Annotated in this window: 13 protein-coding genes and 1 pseudogene; 6 read left to right on the top strand and 8 right to left on the bottom strand. The window is 67.5% G+C overall.

The features are described 5' to 3' along the window. Positions 1–76 precede the first annotated feature (76 nt). A pseudogene (locus tag ACPXB3_RS12265) lies at positions 77–1,092 on the bottom strand (IS30 family transposase). A 90-nt stretch (positions 1,093–1,182) separates the two neighbouring features. Further along, positions 1,183–3,036: a DUF222 domain-containing protein gene (locus ACPXB3_RS12270; protein ID WP_425727753.1), complete on the bottom strand. Its 1,854-nt coding sequence runs from the start codon at positions 3,034–3,036 to the stop codon at positions 1,183–1,185. Between the two features lie 298 nt (positions 3,037–3,334). Here ACPXB3_RS12270 and def point away from each other — a divergent pair, with 298 nt between their 5' ends. Continuing rightward, positions 3,335–3,910 (top strand): peptide deformylase, encoded by a 576-nt coding sequence (gene def / locus ACPXB3_RS12275; protein ID WP_425727772.1) that lies wholly within the window; start codon positions 3,335–3,337, stop codon positions 3,908–3,910. Between the two features lie 34 nt (positions 3,911–3,944). Here def and ACPXB3_RS12280 read toward each other — a convergent pair whose 3' ends face one another. Both ACPXB3_RS12280 and ACPXB3_RS12285 read right to left on the bottom strand, forming a co-directional pair. Continuing rightward, positions 3,945–4,565, bottom strand: coding sequence for an RES family NAD+ phosphorylase (locus ACPXB3_RS12280; protein WP_425727754.1), 621 nt, complete (start codon positions 4,563–4,565; stop codon positions 3,945–3,947). Then, positions 4,562–5,092, bottom strand: coding sequence for a hypothetical protein (locus tag ACPXB3_RS12285; protein ID WP_425705044.1), 531 nt, complete (start codon positions 5,090–5,092; stop codon positions 4,562–4,564). Before ACPXB3_RS12285 ends, ACPXB3_RS12280 begins: the two co-directional genes overlap by 4 nt. A 157-nt stretch (positions 5,093–5,249) precedes the next feature. Between ACPXB3_RS12285 and ACPXB3_RS12290 the strand changes: the two genes are divergently transcribed. After that, complete coding sequence (locus ACPXB3_RS12290) at positions 5,250–8,507, top strand: error-prone DNA polymerase (RefSeq protein ID WP_425727755.1); 3,258 nt, start codon at positions 5,250–5,252, stop codon at positions 8,505–8,507. 103 nt (positions 8,508–8,610) lie between these two features. Then, a complete protein-coding gene (locus ACPXB3_RS12295; RefSeq protein ID WP_425705158.1) occupies positions 8,611–8,838 on the top strand; it encodes a DUF167 domain-containing protein in 228 nt (75 codons plus the stop codon). 20 nt (positions 8,839–8,858) lie between these two features. On the opposite strand, the gene ACPXB3_RS12300 is transcribed toward ACPXB3_RS12295, so the two are convergent. Both ACPXB3_RS12300 and ACPXB3_RS12305 read right to left on the bottom strand, forming a co-directional pair. After that, positions 8,859–9,323, bottom strand: coding sequence for a tRNA (cytidine(34)-2'-O)-methyltransferase (locus tag ACPXB3_RS12300; RefSeq protein WP_425705157.1), 465 nt, complete (start codon positions 9,321–9,323; stop codon positions 8,859–8,861). Positions 9,324–9,350: 27 nt separating this feature from the next. Next, positions 9,351–10,322, bottom strand: coding sequence for a serine/threonine dehydratase (locus ACPXB3_RS12305; RefSeq protein ID WP_425727756.1), 972 nt, complete (start codon positions 10,320–10,322; stop codon positions 9,351–9,353). 84 nt (positions 10,323–10,406) lie between these two features. Between ACPXB3_RS12305 and ACPXB3_RS12310 the strand changes: the two genes are divergently transcribed. The 3 genes from ACPXB3_RS12310 (at position 10,407) to ACPXB3_RS12320 (ending at position 13,248) form a co-directional block, all read left to right on the top strand. Next, a complete protein-coding gene (locus ACPXB3_RS12310; RefSeq protein ID WP_425705041.1) occupies positions 10,407–11,273 on the top strand; it encodes a bifunctional methylenetetrahydrofolate dehydrogenase/methenyltetrahydrofolate cyclohydrolase in 867 nt (288 codons plus the stop codon). After that, positions 11,270–11,593 (top strand): DUF3017 domain-containing protein, encoded by a 324-nt coding sequence (locus ACPXB3_RS12315; protein WP_425705040.1) that lies wholly within the window; start codon positions 11,270–11,272, stop codon positions 11,591–11,593. Before ACPXB3_RS12310 ends, ACPXB3_RS12315 begins: the two co-directional genes overlap by 4 nt. 83 nt (positions 11,594–11,676) lie before the next feature. Next, entirely contained in the window at positions 11,677–13,248 is a 1,572-nt protein-coding gene (locus ACPXB3_RS12320) for an Hsp70 family protein (protein ID WP_425727757.1), read from the top strand. 44 nt (positions 13,249–13,292) lie between these two features. Here the strand turns inward: ACPXB3_RS12320 and metX are convergent, their stop codons facing one another. After that, positions 13,293–14,441 carry a homoserine O-acetyltransferase MetX gene (gene metX / locus ACPXB3_RS12325; protein ID WP_425705038.1) on the bottom strand — a complete coding sequence of 383 codons (1,149 nt, stop codon included), beginning with the start codon at positions 14,439–14,441 and terminating at the stop codon, positions 13,293–13,295. Positions 14,442–14,498: 57 nt separating this feature from the next. Further along, positions 14,499–15,851, bottom strand: coding sequence for a bifunctional o-acetylhomoserine/o-acetylserine sulfhydrylase (locus tag ACPXB3_RS12330; RefSeq protein ID WP_425705037.1), 1,353 nt, complete (start codon positions 15,849–15,851; stop codon positions 14,499–14,501). Positions 15,852–15,863 lie beyond the last annotated feature (12 nt).

The following is a 15,863-nucleotide window of genomic DNA, read 5'->3' on the forward strand; positions in this document are numbered from 1 at the left end:
TTCTCCAAATTCCAGCTCGACGAAGACGCATCTCACACTGTCATCCACCGACTGCCGCAGGCAAGACCCGGCGGTGTCAACCCGTGCAAGCAACGTTGTCTCGTAGGAGGGCTTCGAACTTCTCGCGGGGGGTGTAGAAGTCGAGGGTTTGTCGTGGGCGTTCGTTGAGCTCGCGGGCGATGGCATCGAGGTAGGCCTGATTGCTGGTGATGTCGGTGCCTTTGGGTAGGTACTCGCGGATCAGTCCGTTGGTGTTCTCGTTGGAGGGACGCTCCCACGGCGAATGTGGGTGAGCGAAGTAGATCGGCAGGTCAGCGGCTACGGTGACCGAGGCATGTTCAGCCATCTCGGTGCCCTGATCCCAGGTCAACCCCTGCCGCATGAACGCCGGCAACGCGTGGAGATGGTCGATCAACGCATCGGCTACACCGACGGCCTTCTTCCCGTCGGGCAGCCCCAGGATCAGCGTGTAGCGGGTGCTGCGTTCGACCAGGGTGACCGCGGCGGACTTGTTGCGGGCACCCACAATGAGGTCCCCCTCCCACCAGCCGGGCACGCGTCGGTCGGTAGCTTCGGTCGGACGGTCATCGATGGAGATCATGCCCACGATCCGCGCGTTGCGCTCACCGACCTTCTTGCGAGGTTTGCGTTGAACCTGTCTGCTGCGCAACATGATTCCCTGTTTAGCGAGCTCCTTTCCGGGGTGCGCATAGATCCACCGGTAGATAGCTTCGTGTGAGACCGTGCGGCCCTGGGCATCGAGGGAACCGTCCATGAGTTCCACATTGTCTTCAGATGCCTCCAGCCGCAACCGCCCCGCGATCTGGCGTGGTGTACGAGAAGCCTTCAGATCCGCTCGCACCCGTGCGGCCAACACCGGATCGCATCGATCGCACGCGACTGCGGACGTGTCCTCGCGGCAGTGGCCCGCTTTTCTGCGGCCACCACCCGATACCCCGCCGCGGTAGAGTTACGGCGGACCTCTCGTGAGATCACCGACTTGCAGCGGCCGACATGCGCCGCGATCGCGGTCACCGACCAACCCGCCTTGATCCCGGTAGCGATCTCAGTCCGATCCTCCACCGTCAACATCCTGCGTCCCACCACAGCCCCTGTCCACCAACGCCTCTCGGCTACCGTTGCTTCGAGGGTATGACACCGCCCCCCTTGCTCCCGCCGCGGTCAGAACGGTGGCGGATTACGAAGGTATTCCCGGTCCCGAGCACGGATCTCCCCGGTACGGAGTCGCTCGTACAGGGTGTCGATGGTGGCACGGGCTCGATGGTCGGGTGGTTTGGGTGGCACTGTGCGCAGGCCGCCGAACAGATCGGTGCCACGAAACGCGTTGCCCACGAACCAATGCCCGGATGGTGACTGGAAAATGGCGCGGCCGAGGGTGTCCTGGTAGTCACGCCAGGCGTTGAAGGTCTTCGCCCGGTGGTGGAGTCGGCACAACGGTTTGATGTTGTGCACAGTGGTGGTTCCACCGTGGTCGGGATGGCGATGATCATAGGGAGTGGTGTGGTCGAGATCGGCCGACCATGCCGGGTTGTTGCAGCCGGGGAAACAACACGACAGCTCGCCGGTGCGGATGAAGGCCTGCAACTTCTTCCCGGGCCGGTATTTCAGCCCGGCCAGTCCTTCGGCGGCACGCTCGGGGCTCAGCCCCACCTTTCGGGTGAATTCCGCGGCCGCGATCTCACGGATGGTGTCGGCGTCGACGACCCCGAACTTGTCGATGTAGCCGGGTTCGTCATCGGTGCCGTCGAGAGTGGATTGGTTGGCGACGACGTGGATCACCGCCGATGGAGCCGGGACAGCGGGTGCCGGGTCGGTGGTCGGGGGAGCTGCGGGGGCCGGCGCGTGGTCGGCACACGTGCAGCGACATGGCTCGGACGTTTCATCCGTCCCGGTTGCTGCGCTGTCCGTGGCGGCGGGCAGATCGGACTCGGGCAGATCGGACTCGGGCAGATCGGACTCGGGCAGATCGGACTCGGGTGGATCAGCGTCGGGCGCAACGGACTCGGGTACGTCGGCGTCGAGCATATCGGCATCAGCCGGATCGACCTCGGGTACGTCGGCTTCTGCCAGGTCGGCGCACCGAGCGGCGATGCAATCGTCACATCGGCACTCGAGGTGGTCGGCGCCATTGCCGAGCGCCACCAACGCGTCGGCTCGGCGCTGTCGGAGGGTGCGCGGGTCTGCCTTGTGTACGGCTGCGGCCATCGCGTCGAGTCGGGCGTTGACGGTCGCGCCGTCGGCCGTGGGCAGGTTCGCGGTCAGTTTCGCCTGCCCGGGCGCGAAGCGGTCGGGTCGGATGGTGACGCCGCGATCGTCCTGGGCGCGCTCGCGCCGGCGCTTCATCGCCTCTTTGTCGGTCTTCGCGACGATCGCGTCCACCATCGCGGTGAACCGTGACGTCGACATGTGATCGCGGCGGTAGATCGCCTCGGACAGCCGAAGGTCGATGTCGGGCAACGCATCGGAACTGCAGAGCTCGGTGCGGCGTACCGCAATCTCGAAGCGGCGCAGATCGATACGTCCGGCGGCGAGCATCGCCGCGGTATGTGGCAAGCGGTACCGCATGGCATGCCCGGTCATGATCAGGGCACGCGCCTGTGTCGGCGGGATCGATAACACGGCGCCGACCTCGACCACCGCACGCTCGAGTCCGTCGAGCCCGTACTCGGCCCGTGGATCTCCACCCGACGCGGCGATCTCGGCGTTCCTCGCGAAATCCTCCGGGGTGGACTGCTGCTCGCCGAGAGCCTCGGCAAGCTCACAGCCGTAGTCCTCCTCGTGTTCGTCGTGGATCAACGACGCCGCCTGTGCCATGCGGAACTGGCCGGCTGCGACCGTCGCTGCGGAATGCGCCATGATCTCCACCAGATCGGTTCGCAACAGCTTCTCATCGGAGCGCAACTGTGCGGTCACCGTCTGCGGCACCTCGTCGGCATCGGTCTCCGACGCATACCACGACTCGACGACGTCGCAAGGGACGTCGGCCGAGGGTGCGGCGGGCATGCGCGAGGTCATGAAAGGAACATACATTCGGGGTCTGACAAAATGCGTCGGCGCAGGTCACTGCGGTTGGGCGACTGTGCCATCACGTTCGCGACGATCTCGATTCGATCATCGATGAGGTGAACACCAATGCCAAAAGGCCGGCAGCCGGTGTCGCCACGACGCCCACCGCGAACCATCGACTGCCGAGTGGGTTCACCCGGACTCCCGGGCGTCTGCCATATCATGCGGAGAGCATTGCGTCGGATGGGAAGTTGCGGCACGCTCGACCTCGGGGTACAGAAGCATGTGGCATTGGAGGCCGATGATCATGCCCATTGCCGAACTGCTGCGACTCGGGACCGTTCGTCCGATCGTCGGCTGGGGTGATCCGGTGTTGCACCGTACTGCCCGCCCGGTCACCGATTTCGGACCGGAGTTGCAGACCTTGCTCGCCGACATGTTCGCCACCAACACCGCCGCATCCGGTGCGGGTTTGGCAGCGGCCCAGATCGGAGTGGATCTCGCCGTCTTCATCTACGACTGCGGTGACGACACCGGCGCGCGGCGCACCGGTGTCGTGTGCAATCCGCAGCTCGAACTTCCCGAGGGACGTGACCGGCGGCTCGTCGACTACGACGAGGGCTGCCTGTCGTTTGCGGGCGCGTACGCGACGTTGTCGCGTCCGTCGGTCGCCACCTGCCGGGGACAGGACCAGTACGGGGAGCCGCTGACCGTCACCGCCGGTGGCCTTCTCGGCCGATGCCTGCAGCACGAGACCGATCACATCAACGGGATGGTGTTCGGCGACCGGCTCACCGCCCGGGGCCGCAAGAGTCTGCGCCGGATGCGTGACGAGGTGGCCGAGCGTTACCCCGATGACTGGCCGGTGTCACCGAAGGTCTGAACTACGTTGTCCAGCAATAGAAAATTGGTCCGGGTCAGGTGGGTGGCGGGACGATCGTGACTCGACGCGGCGGCGGCAGGATGGTGATGCCCGCAGCGCGGGCAGCGGTCAAGAAAGGTATCGGGGTGGTGTCGGCGGGCCAGCTTTTCGGCCCGGCGTCGTCGAACACCGCCAGCGCGTTCGCCTGGGCGACGGTGGTGAATCGGGATTGGTAGAGCAGGCCATCGCTGACAGCGTCGAACGCTTCGGCCCACGCCCGGGTGACGGTGTACGGGGTGATGGTGTGAATCTCACGGGTGATACCGAAGTCAGCAGCGTGCCGGTCACAAAGGTCGGCCAGGAGACACGCGGTCGGCAGACGTAGTCGGGAAACCGAGCGTTGCGCGGCGAAGTCGACGTCTGCGCCGCCGAGTGTGTGCAGTGTCGAGCCGAGGGTTTCGCGAACGGCGGTCTCGGTGTCTGTGGCGAGGTAGCAGGTTCCGCGGGGCGGGTCCAGATCGAACCGGCCTGCACCGCCGGCCGAGAAATACCAGGCGCCCAGCGCGGTGCGATGCGCCCGGTACAAGCCGACGCCAGCGGCAAAGCTCGTAGTGGGGAAGGTCGACAGGTCATGGCCATCTGGGCCCCGGAGCGCAACAGCGTCGCGGCCGGTCATACTGCCCAGCGTGCCGCGTCGGCGCGTGCGGCGTCGACAACTGCAGCGAGGCGTTCCGTGCTGTCGGTGGCGAGGTGGTGGATCACGGTGTCGCCGTCGAGATCCGGGTTGGGGGCGCACATCCACAGGGCCGCGGTCCACGCGTTGGCGTGTTCGCGCAGGATTTGCCACACCTGCACCATTCGGCGGTCGACCGCTCCTTGTTCGGTGAACTGCCACGTCGGGTACACCCATGTACCGGATTCGAGCTGGCAGGCGATGAGTGTTCGGTGCTTGACGCGTTTGGCGATCGCTTGCTTGCTCACGCCGAGCCAGCCGGTGAGTCCGGCGGTGTCGTAGAACGGGCCAACGAGCTGATCGTGTACGCCGAGTGCCGGCAGTGCTGCGACCATCGCCGACGCGAGCCGGTTGGTGTCGGCGTACAGGGACGCATCGACCCCGGCTTCTTCCGCCGCGGAGAAGCGCTCGTCCAGCAGATGACTCAACTCGTCGAGCAATTCCTGCTTGCGATCCATGAGATCAGACACAACACACTCCTTGGTCAACCCAGACAACCCGTACTCCGAGTCTGACACTCGGCAGTCCTGCGGTCAACCGAGACAACCCTCGCAGCGAGGCATCGTCGGATCGCGATTCACCGCCCACCACTCGCCCGGTATCGAACGTGCGTTCTATACTTGGTCAGTGGGCTGGAATCAGGGACCACCGACCTGGTCGGAGATGGAGCGGGTGCTGTCGGGCCGCTCGCGCAAGGACGGGCGGCCCGGCGAGTTCTTCGGTCCCGGGGACGGCGGCGACTCGCCGGCGTGGTCGCGCAAACGGGGCCCGTACGTGGCACCCGACATCGAGCCGGAACCGTCTCACGTGCCCTACGCCGAACTGCACGCCCACAGCTCCTACAGCTTTCTCGACGGGGCGTCGATGCCCGAGGAGATGGTCGCCGAGGCGCAGCGGCTGGACTTGAAGGCGCTGTCGATCACCGACCACGACGGCTTCTACGGGGTGGTCCGATTTGCCGAGGCCGCAAGGGAATTCGGAATGCCGACGGTCTTCGGGGCCGAGTTGTCCTTGCAGCCTGACGTCGCCCGGACCGGGGTCAACGACCCGCCCGGAGATCATCTGCTGGTGCTGGCCCGCGACAGCGAGGGATATCGCCGGCTGTCCCGGGTGATCGCCGACGCACACATGTCCGGAGGCGAGAAGGGGCTGCTGCGGTACGACCCCGACCGCCTCGCCGATCACGACGGGCACTGGCTGATCCTCACCGGATGCCGCAAAGGGGCGGTGCGCCGAGCCCTCGACCGGGCCGGATCGCCCGCGGCGGAGAAGGCACTCGGGGATCTCGTCGAACGGTATGGCCGGGACGGGGTCGCCGTCGAACTCACCGCCCAGGGTCTGCCCGACGACGACGAACGCAACGCCGCGCTGGCCGGTATGGCCGCGCGATTCGGGCTGCCGACGGTCGCCACCACCGGTGCGCATTTCGCCGGCCCGCCGCGGCGGCGCCTCGCGATGGCGATGGCGGCCGTTCGTGCCCGCACCGACATCGAGACCATCGCCGGCTGGATGCCAGGTGTCGGCGGTGCACATCTGCGCAGCGGCGACGAGATGCGGCGCCTGCTGTCGGCGCATCCGGAGGCCATCGACAACGCGGTACACATCGCCGGCGACTGTGCCTTCGAATTGGGTTTGATCGCACCGCAATTGCCGCCGTTCGAGGTGCCCGACGGGTACACCGAGGCCACCTGGCTGCGGCATCTCACCATGACCCGGGCGCTGCGCCGTTATGGCACCCCGACGCAGCATCCGCAGGCCTACCGGCAGATCGAACACGAACTGGCGATCATCGAAACCCTCACCTTTCCGGGCTATTTCCTCGTGGTCGCCGACATCGTCGACTTCTGCAAACGCAACGACATCCTGTGCCAGGGCCGGGGGAGCGCGGCCAACTCGGCGGTCTGCTACGCCCTGGGTATCACCAACGTCGACCCGGTGGCCAACGAGCTGCTGTTCGAGCGGTTCCTCTCGCCCGCGCGCGACGGTCCGCCCGACATCGACGTCGACATCGAATCCGACCGCCGGGAAGAGGCCATCCAATACGTCTACCGCCGCTACGGCCGCGGCTACAGCGCGCAGGTGGCCAACGTGATCACCTACCGCCCCAAATCGTCGATCCGCGACATGGCGCGGGCACTCGGATATGCCACCGGCCAGCAGGATGCGTGGAGCAAGATGCCCGACCGGGCGCCCGACGACGTCCGGCAGCTCGCCGGTGAGATCGAGGGAATGCCAAGACATCTGGGAATCCACTCGGGCGGAATGGTGATCTGCGATCGGCCCATCGCCGATGTCTGCCCCACCGAGTGGGCGCGGATGGAGAACCGCAGTGTGCTGCAGTGGGACAAAGATGACTGCGCCGCAATAGGACTCGTGAAATTCGATCTGCTGGGGTTGGGGATGCTCTCGGCGTTGCACTACGCGATCGACCTGGTCGCCGAACACAAGGACATCCACGTCGACCTGGCCCGGCTCGATCTCACCGAGGCGGCCGTCTACGACATGCTCTGCCGCGCAGATTCGGTCGGCGTGTTCCAAGTGGAGTCGCGCGCCCAGATGGCCACGTTGCCCCGGCTCAAACCGCGCTGCTTCTACGACCTCGTCGTCGAGGTGGCGCTCATCCGCCCCGGTCCGATCCAGGGCGGATCGGTTCACCCCTACATCCGGCGGCGCAACGGAACCGAACCCGCCACCGTCGAACATCCGTCGATGCGGGGAGCCCTCGATCGGACGCTGGGGGTGCCCTTGTTCCAGGAGCAGCTCATGCAATTGGCGGTCGACGTCGCCGGATTCGACGCCGCCGAGGCCGATCAGCTGCGCCGCGCCATGGGCTCCAAACGGTCGCCGGAGAAGATGGAACGGTTGCGCCGGCGCTTCTACGAGGGAATGCGCACCACCCACGGCATCGCCGGCTCCGACGCCGACCACATCTACGAGAAGATGGCGGCATTCGCCAATTTCGGCTTCCCCGAAAGCCATTCGCAGAGCTTCGCGTCGCTGGTGTTCTACTCGTCGTGGTTCAAGCTGCACCATCCGGCGGCATTCTGCGCGGCACTGCTGCGCGCGCAGCCGATGGGGTTCTACTCGCCGCAGTCACTGGTCGCCGACGCCCGCCGGCACGGGGTGCGCGTACACCGGCCCGACATCAACCGATCGTCGGCCGAGGCGAATCTGGAGAACGCGGGACTCGAGGTACGCCTGGGACTGGCCGCGGTGCGCGGGATCGGAGACGACATCGCCGAGCGCATCGTCGCCGCCCGCGATACCGGCGGGGACTTCACGAGCATCACCGACCTGTCCCGGCGGGCGGAACTGTCGGCGCGCCAACTGGAAGGACTGGCCGGCGCAGGTGCCTTCGACCGCTTCGGATTGAGCCGCAGGCAGGCACTGTGGGAGGCCGGTGCGGCGTCGAGTGCGCGCGCCGATCACCTCGACCTCGAGTCGGCGGCGGCGACTCCGACCCTGCCCGGCCTGTCCGACGTCGAACTGTCCGCCACTGATGCGTGGGCGACGGGGATCACCCCGACGGCATACCCCACCCAGTACCTGCGTCCGCGGCTCGAAGCTCTCGGCGTCATCCCGGCCGTCGGGCTGCTCGCGGTGCCCGACGGGTCGCGGGTGCTTATCGGCGGGGCGGTGACGCATCGGCAGCGACCGGCCACCGCATCCGGGGTGACGTTCATCAACCTCGAGGACGAGACCGGGATGGTCAACGTCGTCTGCTCGGTCGGACTGTGGTCGAAGTACCGGGAACTGGCACAGTCGGCGACGGCGCTGCTGGTCCGCGGGCGGGTACAGAACGCCGAGGGGGCGGTCACCGTTGTCGCAGATCGATTGCAGCGCATGGACCTTCGGGTGGGCACCCGATCACGTGACTGGCAGTGAGCCGCGACGAGGCGTGACATGACCGAGGGGCAGGCGGGGCCATACGGCACAATCGTCGCTGATGCCTCCGCTGCGGCGGGACGTGACCGATGAGGGGATGGGAATGCCACAACAGGTGGTGGTGACGGTCAAACCGAACAGTCGAAAGGGGCCGCTCGTGCAGACCGGGCCGGACGGTTCCGTCACGATCTTCGTCCGGGAGCCGGCCACCGAGGGCCGGGCGAACAAGGCGGTGGCCGAACTCCTCGCCACTCATCTGGGTGTCCCGAAGTCGAGGGTCAACCTGATCGGGGGAGCGACGTCGCGGACGAAACGGTTCCGCGTCTCCTGAACCTGAGCCGACGCAGACCCTCAGACCGCACCCTCGAAGCCCTGCTGTCGCCACGCCTCGTACACGGCGATGCTCGCCGCGTTCGCGAGGTTGTGTGAGCGCCGGCCCGCCAGCATCGGAATCCGGATACGGTCGGTGATCTCCGGTTCGGCGAGTACCTCGTCGGGCAGGCCGGTGGGCTCGGGACCGAACAACAAGACGTCGCCCGGCGCATACTCCACATCGGTGTGGTAGCGCTCGGCGTGGGCGGTGAAGGCGAACACCCGCTCCGGCTTGAGCGTCGTCCAGGCGGTCACCAGATTGGGATGCACTGTCACCGTGGCCATCTCGTGATAGTCCAGTCCGGCCCGCTTCACCTGCGCGTCGGACATGGAGAAGCCGAGTGGTTCGATCAGGTGCAGTTCACAGCCGGTGTTGGCGGCCAGCCGGATCGCGTTGCCGGTGTTGGGCGGGATACACGGCTGGTAGAACATGATCCGGAACATGGCAGCCATTGTGCACCCGTCGACTCGTCACAGATCGTCGAGCCGCGTATTGGCCCCGCACAGCACGATGCACAGCGTCGAATCCGGTTGTGCCCGTACCGCTCCGGTGGTCACCGCGGCGACGGCGGTGGCCGTGCCGTGCTCGATGACGATGCGGAAGCGATCCCATATCAGCGCGCGGGCGGCAATGATGTCGGCGTCGTCGACGACAACCGATTCGATGGCGGCAGAATCGACGGCGCGACCGGTGATGGTCGCCCAGCAGATGTCGCCGATGCGGGTGGCGCCCAACGAGTCGGCGGCGACACTGTCGAGGTCCACCGCGACCGGCCGGCCGGCGATCTGCGCCTGATGCAGGCACGACGCGCCGACGGGTTCGGCACCCACGAGCCGGTCACCGGGGCGCAGTGTCGCGGCGAGGCCGCCGAGCAACCCGCCTCCGCCGACGCAGACAACGGTGGTGAGGGCGCCTTCGACATCCTCGATCAGTTCCAGGCCGATGGTGCCCGCACCGGCCACCACGGCCGGCAGGTCGTAGGCATGTAGTAGCAGCGCACCGGTGTCGGCGGCCATCTGTGCAGCAGCATCGGCCGCATCCTGATAGCGCGTGCCGACGAGGTGCACCGTCGCGCCCAGGGCGCGCAGCGCCGACACCTTCACCGGCGGGGCGTTCTCGGGCACCACCACGGTGCTGGAGGTGCCCACGATCCGGGCCGCCCATGCGGCACCGAGGGCGGCGTTACCGCCGGATGCGACGAGCACACCGGCATCGGTGAGCTCTCCGCGGTCGGCGGCGCCGAGGACCGCGTTGAGACTTCCGCGCGTCTTGAAACAGCCACTGATCTGGGTGAATTCGAGTTTGAACACCACCGGCACCGGGCCGGCCGGGGTGTCCAGGGCTGCGCGCAGCACCGGGGTCCGGCGCAGCCGGCCCGAGATCCGATCGCGGGCCGCGATCACGTCGGCGGTGGTGATCGGATTCGCTGCGGATACCGGCATGGCCGGGAGATTACCGCGGCGACGCAGCTCCGCAATGGGCCAGCCGAGCCGGAACGGAACAGCGAGGATGGAACAATGGTCGTCGTGAGCGCGATACGACTCGACGGCAAGACCACCCGCGACGAGATCTTCACCGATCTCGCGGCGCGAGTGGAGAAACTACGGACCGCCGGTATCACCCCGGGGCTCGGCACCATCCTGGTCGGTGACGACCCCGGTTCGCAGTCCTACGTCAAGGGCAAGCACGCCGACTGCGCACGCATCGGCATCGCCTCGATCCGCCGGGATCTGCCCGCCGACGTGACGGCACAGGAGCTCGACGCCACGATCGACGAACTCAACGCCGACCCGGCCTGCACCGGCTACATCGTGCAGCTCCCGCTGCCGGGCCACCTCGACGAGAACGCCGCGCTCGAACGCGTCGATCCGGCCAAGGACGCCGACGGTCTGCACCCGATCAACCTCGGCCGGCTCGTCCTGGGCGAGGAGTCGACGCTGCCCTGCACCCCGCGCGGGGTCGTCCACCTGTTGCGGCGCTATGACATCCCGATCGCCGGCGCACGCGTGACGGTCATCGGGCGCGGCGTCACCATCGGCCGTCCGATCGGCTTGTTGCTGACCCGGCGCAGCGAGAACGCAACGGTGACCCTCTGCCACACGGGCACGCGCGACCTCGCCGCCGAGGTCGCCCGCGCCGACATCGTCATCGCCGCGGCCGGCGTACCGCATCTGGTGACCGCGGAGATGGTGAAGCCCGGAGCCGCGGTCATCGACGTCGGTGTCAGTCGAACAGCGGACGGCCTGCGTGGCGACGTCGCCCCCGACGTCTGGGAGGTCGCGGGGCATGTCTCACCCAATCCCGGCGGTGTGGGGCCGCTCACCCGGGCCTTCCTGCTGGCCAATGTGGTGGAGCGAGCCGAGGCGCAGGCGGCCGAGAGCCCGGGTCGATGACCGAGGGCGCTCCCGAGCGGGTGGAGCAGTTGCGCCGTGCCCGGCGGGTTCGCGCCTATCTGGTGCAGGTTCCCTACCTGCTGGTTCTGCTCGGAGCCGTCGCCGCTGCCGTCCTGGTGCTCTACGACCGGTGGCGACGCGGGGCCTTCGTCTTCGGTTCGACCCTGTTGTTCGGTGCGGTCCTGCGGGCCCTGATCCCGACCTCGCGAGCGGGCCTGTTGCAGGTCAGAGGCAGGTTCTTCGACGTGGCGGCGATGGCGTCGGTCGGGGCGCTCATCCTCTGGCTGGCAACGTCGATCGACCCGTTGGGCACGGATTGATTACACCCCTTGGCCACGGATTGATTACACTGGTGACCTCAGCGTGACATTCGGGGCAGTTGTGTGTCGCGTGGACTCCGCCGATGAGTGCGGACGCCAGCAACATGAGTGGGGTTGTCATCAGTTCGACGTTCGAGATCAACGATCAGGGCACATCCGGCGACGAGACGTCGCTGGGTGTTTCCGTGGGCGACGGGATGATCCACTACGTACTGCTGACCAGCGACGAGACCGGCCGCACTGCACTTGAATCGCGCGTGTTCGACGTCGACCCCACCGACGGACTCGATCCGGTCGGGCGCGTGAACGCAGGCATCGATCTGATGCTCGACGCCGCGCGTGCAGCGGATCTGCGCGTCGGTCCGATCGGTGTCGCCGCCCGTACCGCGACCCAGCGTCGGCGCCTGGGTTCGGGCGGCTCCGGCACGCGTCGTCAGATCCAATTGAGCTCCGACGAAGAAGCGGTTGCCGAGTTCCTCACCCGGACCGGACAGATCGACCGGTTCTCCTCGGTCGTGGTCGCCGATTGCGGCGATACCGGCATCTCGTTCTACACCCTCGACCCATCGGCCGGCCGGATCGGCACCATCGAACGGTCGACGGTGTTCAGCGGTCGGCAGATCGACGAGACGCTCGCCGACCACGTTGCCGCCGAATCGGACGAGGCAGACCGTGGCACCCGGACAAGGCGACAGCGGGCCGCGCTGGTCAGTGCTTGCCGTACCGCCAAGGAAGAAGTCGCCGAATCGGCGCCGTCGACCGCCCTCGCCGGGGTTTCGCTGACCGCTGCCGCCGTCGAGAAGGCTGCTGCGCCGCTGGTCGAGGGAGCGGGCGAGGCGTTGGCGCGGTTTGTCGACGATGCTCGATCGCACGGTCTCACCCCGGACGCGGTGGTGTTGGTCGGCGGTGTGGCCAACCTGTCGATCGCGCGTCAGATCGCCGACCATGCCGATCTCGAGGTGCTCACGCCGGCGACGCCGGAGCTGGCAGCGGCGACCGGCGCAGCCATGCTCGCGCGCAATTCCGGCGCCGCACGGCTCACCCTGATCGGTGGACGCCGGGTGCGGAGCTTGTCGGCAGTGCCGGTGGCCGTCGTGGCCGGGATCATCGGCGCCGTTGCGATGGCCGCGGTGGCCGTCGGTGCCACGTTGACCACCGGTCCCGCGGCTCCGCCGTCGACGATGCACACTGCCGACGCCCAGGCGCTCGCGACGACAAGTGACTCCTTCGGAACGTCCACGTCGACCCGCGCGCCGACGCGGGGCCCGCGGTCGTCGGCCCCGCAGCCGACCACCCCTCTGACCGGGCATGAGCAATTCCCGGGCTGGGCGACAACGGAATTGCCGTTGACCACCCCGACGAGCACGTTGACGCTCGTGCCCAACACCACGACGCCGCCGACCACACCGTCGGGCGAGGTGCCGTCCGGGCCGAGCCTGTCGCCGTTCCCGACCCTGCCCATCCCGCCCGGACTGATTCCGCCGGAACTGATCCCGAGCGTCCCGACGACGCCGACGTCGCCATCGACGACCCCGACTGGGGACACTCCGAATGTCATTCCGTCACAGCCGAGTTCGCGGCAAACGGAAGTTCCACCGCAGAGTGCGACCGAGCAGGCCCCAGCGGTGACGACCACCACGACGCCGGCCGGCTGATCCCCGCGCCCGGTGGCCCGCCCGGACCTGTGCTCGCGGACGGGTCAGCGGCGCGCGAGGTCCACGGTGCGTTTGAGGAGATCGGCGATCGCGTCGAACTCCGTGAGGAACCCGTCATGGCCCTTGTCGGACCGAAGCACCTGCAGGCCGTCCACGCAGTTGCCGAGCCCTTCGGCGATCTCGGCCTGTAACCGCAACGGATACAACCGATCCGAGTCGATGCCCGCGACCACGGTGGGAACCGTGCACGAGTCGAGCGCGGCGGCGATACCGCCGCGATTGCGTCCCACGTCGTGATTGTTCAGCACGTCGGTGAGCACCACATAGCTGCCCGGATCGAACCGCCCGATGATCTTGTCGGCCTGGTGTTCGAGATAGCTTTGCACCGCGTACCGCCCGCCGTGTAGCGGATCCTCGTGGCCCTGAGGGTAATTGGCAAAACGCTCGTCGAGTTCGCCCTCGAATCGGTAGGTCAGGTGCGCGATGCGCCGGGCGATTCCGAGTCCGACGATCGGGGACCGGCCGCTGCCGTGGTAGTCACCGCCCTGCCACTCGGGGTCGGCGGTGATGGCGGCGATCTGGGTGGTTTGCGTGCCGATCTGGTCGGCGGTGGCACGTGCCCCGACGGCGAGAACAAGCGCGCTGCGTACCCGGTCGGGATATTCGATCGCCCACTCGAGGGCGCGGGCGCCACCCATCGAACCGCCGAGGACCGCGCCGATGCTCTCGATGCCGAGGGCGTCGAGCAGCGCCGCCTCGGCGCGCACCTGATCGAGCACCGTGATGGCGGGGAATCGGGAACCCCACGGTCGCCCATCCGGATCGGGCGACGCCGGTCCCGTCGATCCCCGGCAGCCGCCGAGGACGTTGGCGCAGATGACACACCACTCGTCGGTGTCGATCGCGCCGCCCGGTCCGATCAGACCGTCCCACCAGCCCGGCGCGGGGTGTTCGTCGGTGGGCGGGCCGGTGACATACGAGTCACCGGTCAGTGCGTGCAGGGCGAGGATCACATTGTCCCGTGCGGGCGACAACGTCCCCCAGCGCTGAAACGCCAGGGTGACGTCGTCGATCCGTTCGCCGCACTCGAGCGCCAACGATCCCAGGCGCATTCGCACCATCTGCCCGTCGGGAACCTGCTCCCATTCGGGCTGATGCGCTGCGGACGCCTGGGGGTCGATGCTCACCGACACGGGATGTTGTGCTCCTGTCCTCGGTCTACTCGGCTGTCTCGGTGTACTCGGCTGGGTCTACTCGGCCGCCGCGAAGCCCTGGTCGAGGTCGGCGATGATGTCGTCGATGCCCTCGATCCCGACGGCGAGCCGGACCAAACCGGGGGTGACGCCTGCGGCGAGCTGCTCTTCGGGGGTCAGCTGGCTGTGGGTGGTGGACGCCGGGTGGATCACCAGCGAACGCACATCACCGATGTTGGCGACGTGGCTGTGCAAGGTCAACGCCTCCACGAACCGCTTGCCCGCGTCGACGCCACCGGTGATCTCGAATCCGATGATGGCGCCCTGACCCTTTGGTGCGAGCTCCTGGCCGCGCTGGTACCACGGCGAGGACTTCAGTCCGGCGTAGGTGACCGACTCGACCTGTGCGTGATCGCTGAGGTATTCGGCGACGCGCGCGGCGTTGGCGACATGCCGCTCGACGCGCAGGCTCAGCGTCTCGAGGCCCTGCGCGAGCAGGAAGGCATTGAACGGCGAGATCGACGCACCGGTGTCACGCAGCCACTGCACGCGCGCCTTCAGCGCATACGCCGGGGCGCCGAGATCGGCGAATACCGCGCCGTGGTAGCTCGGATCGGGCGTGGTGAATCCCGGGAACAGGTCCTTGCCGTCACGCTGTCCACGCCAGTCGAAGGTGCCGCCGTCGACGATGACCCCGCCGATCGCGGTCCCGTGGCCGCCGATGTACTTGGTCGCCGAGTGCACGACGACGTCGGCGCCGAGGGCCAGTGGGTTCAGCAGATACGGCGTGGCCACGGTGTTGTCGACGATCAGCGGCAGTCCGTTGCGGTGGGCGACCTCGGCGATACCCGGGATGTCGAGGATCTCGTTGTTCGGGTTGGAGATCGACTCGCCGTAGAACGCGCGGGTGTTGTCGCCGATCGCGGCCTGCCACGACTCGGGATCCTCGGGATCTTCGACGAAGGACACCTCGATGCCGAGTTTGGGCAGGGTGTAGTGGAACAGGTTGTAGGTGCCGCCGTACAGACGCGGGCTCGACACCACGTGTCCGCCGTTCTCGACGATGTTGAGGATCGAATACGTGGTGGCCGCCTGACCGGAGGCGACCAGCAGGGCCGCGACACCGCCCTCGAGCGCGGCGATGCGCTGTTCGACGGCATCCTGCGTCGGGTTCATGATCCGGGTGTAGATGTTGCCCGGTTCGGCGAGACCGAAGAGATCGGCGGCGTGCTGGGTGTCGTTGAAGGTGAACGACGTGGTCTGGTAGATGGGCAGTGCGCGTGCGTTCGTCGCGGCGTCGGGGGACTGCCCCACATGGACCTGCTTGGTCTCGAAGCTCCAGTTCTCGGTGGGATCCGGGGCGTCGGTGGGATCCGGGGAATCGGGGCCGTCGTTGGCTGCGTCAGACATGAAAAATAGATC

The organism is Gordonia sp. DT219 (genome assembly GCF_049847065.1).
Classification (GTDB): domain Bacteria; phylum Actinomycetota; class Actinomycetes; order Mycobacteriales; family Mycobacteriaceae; genus Gordonia.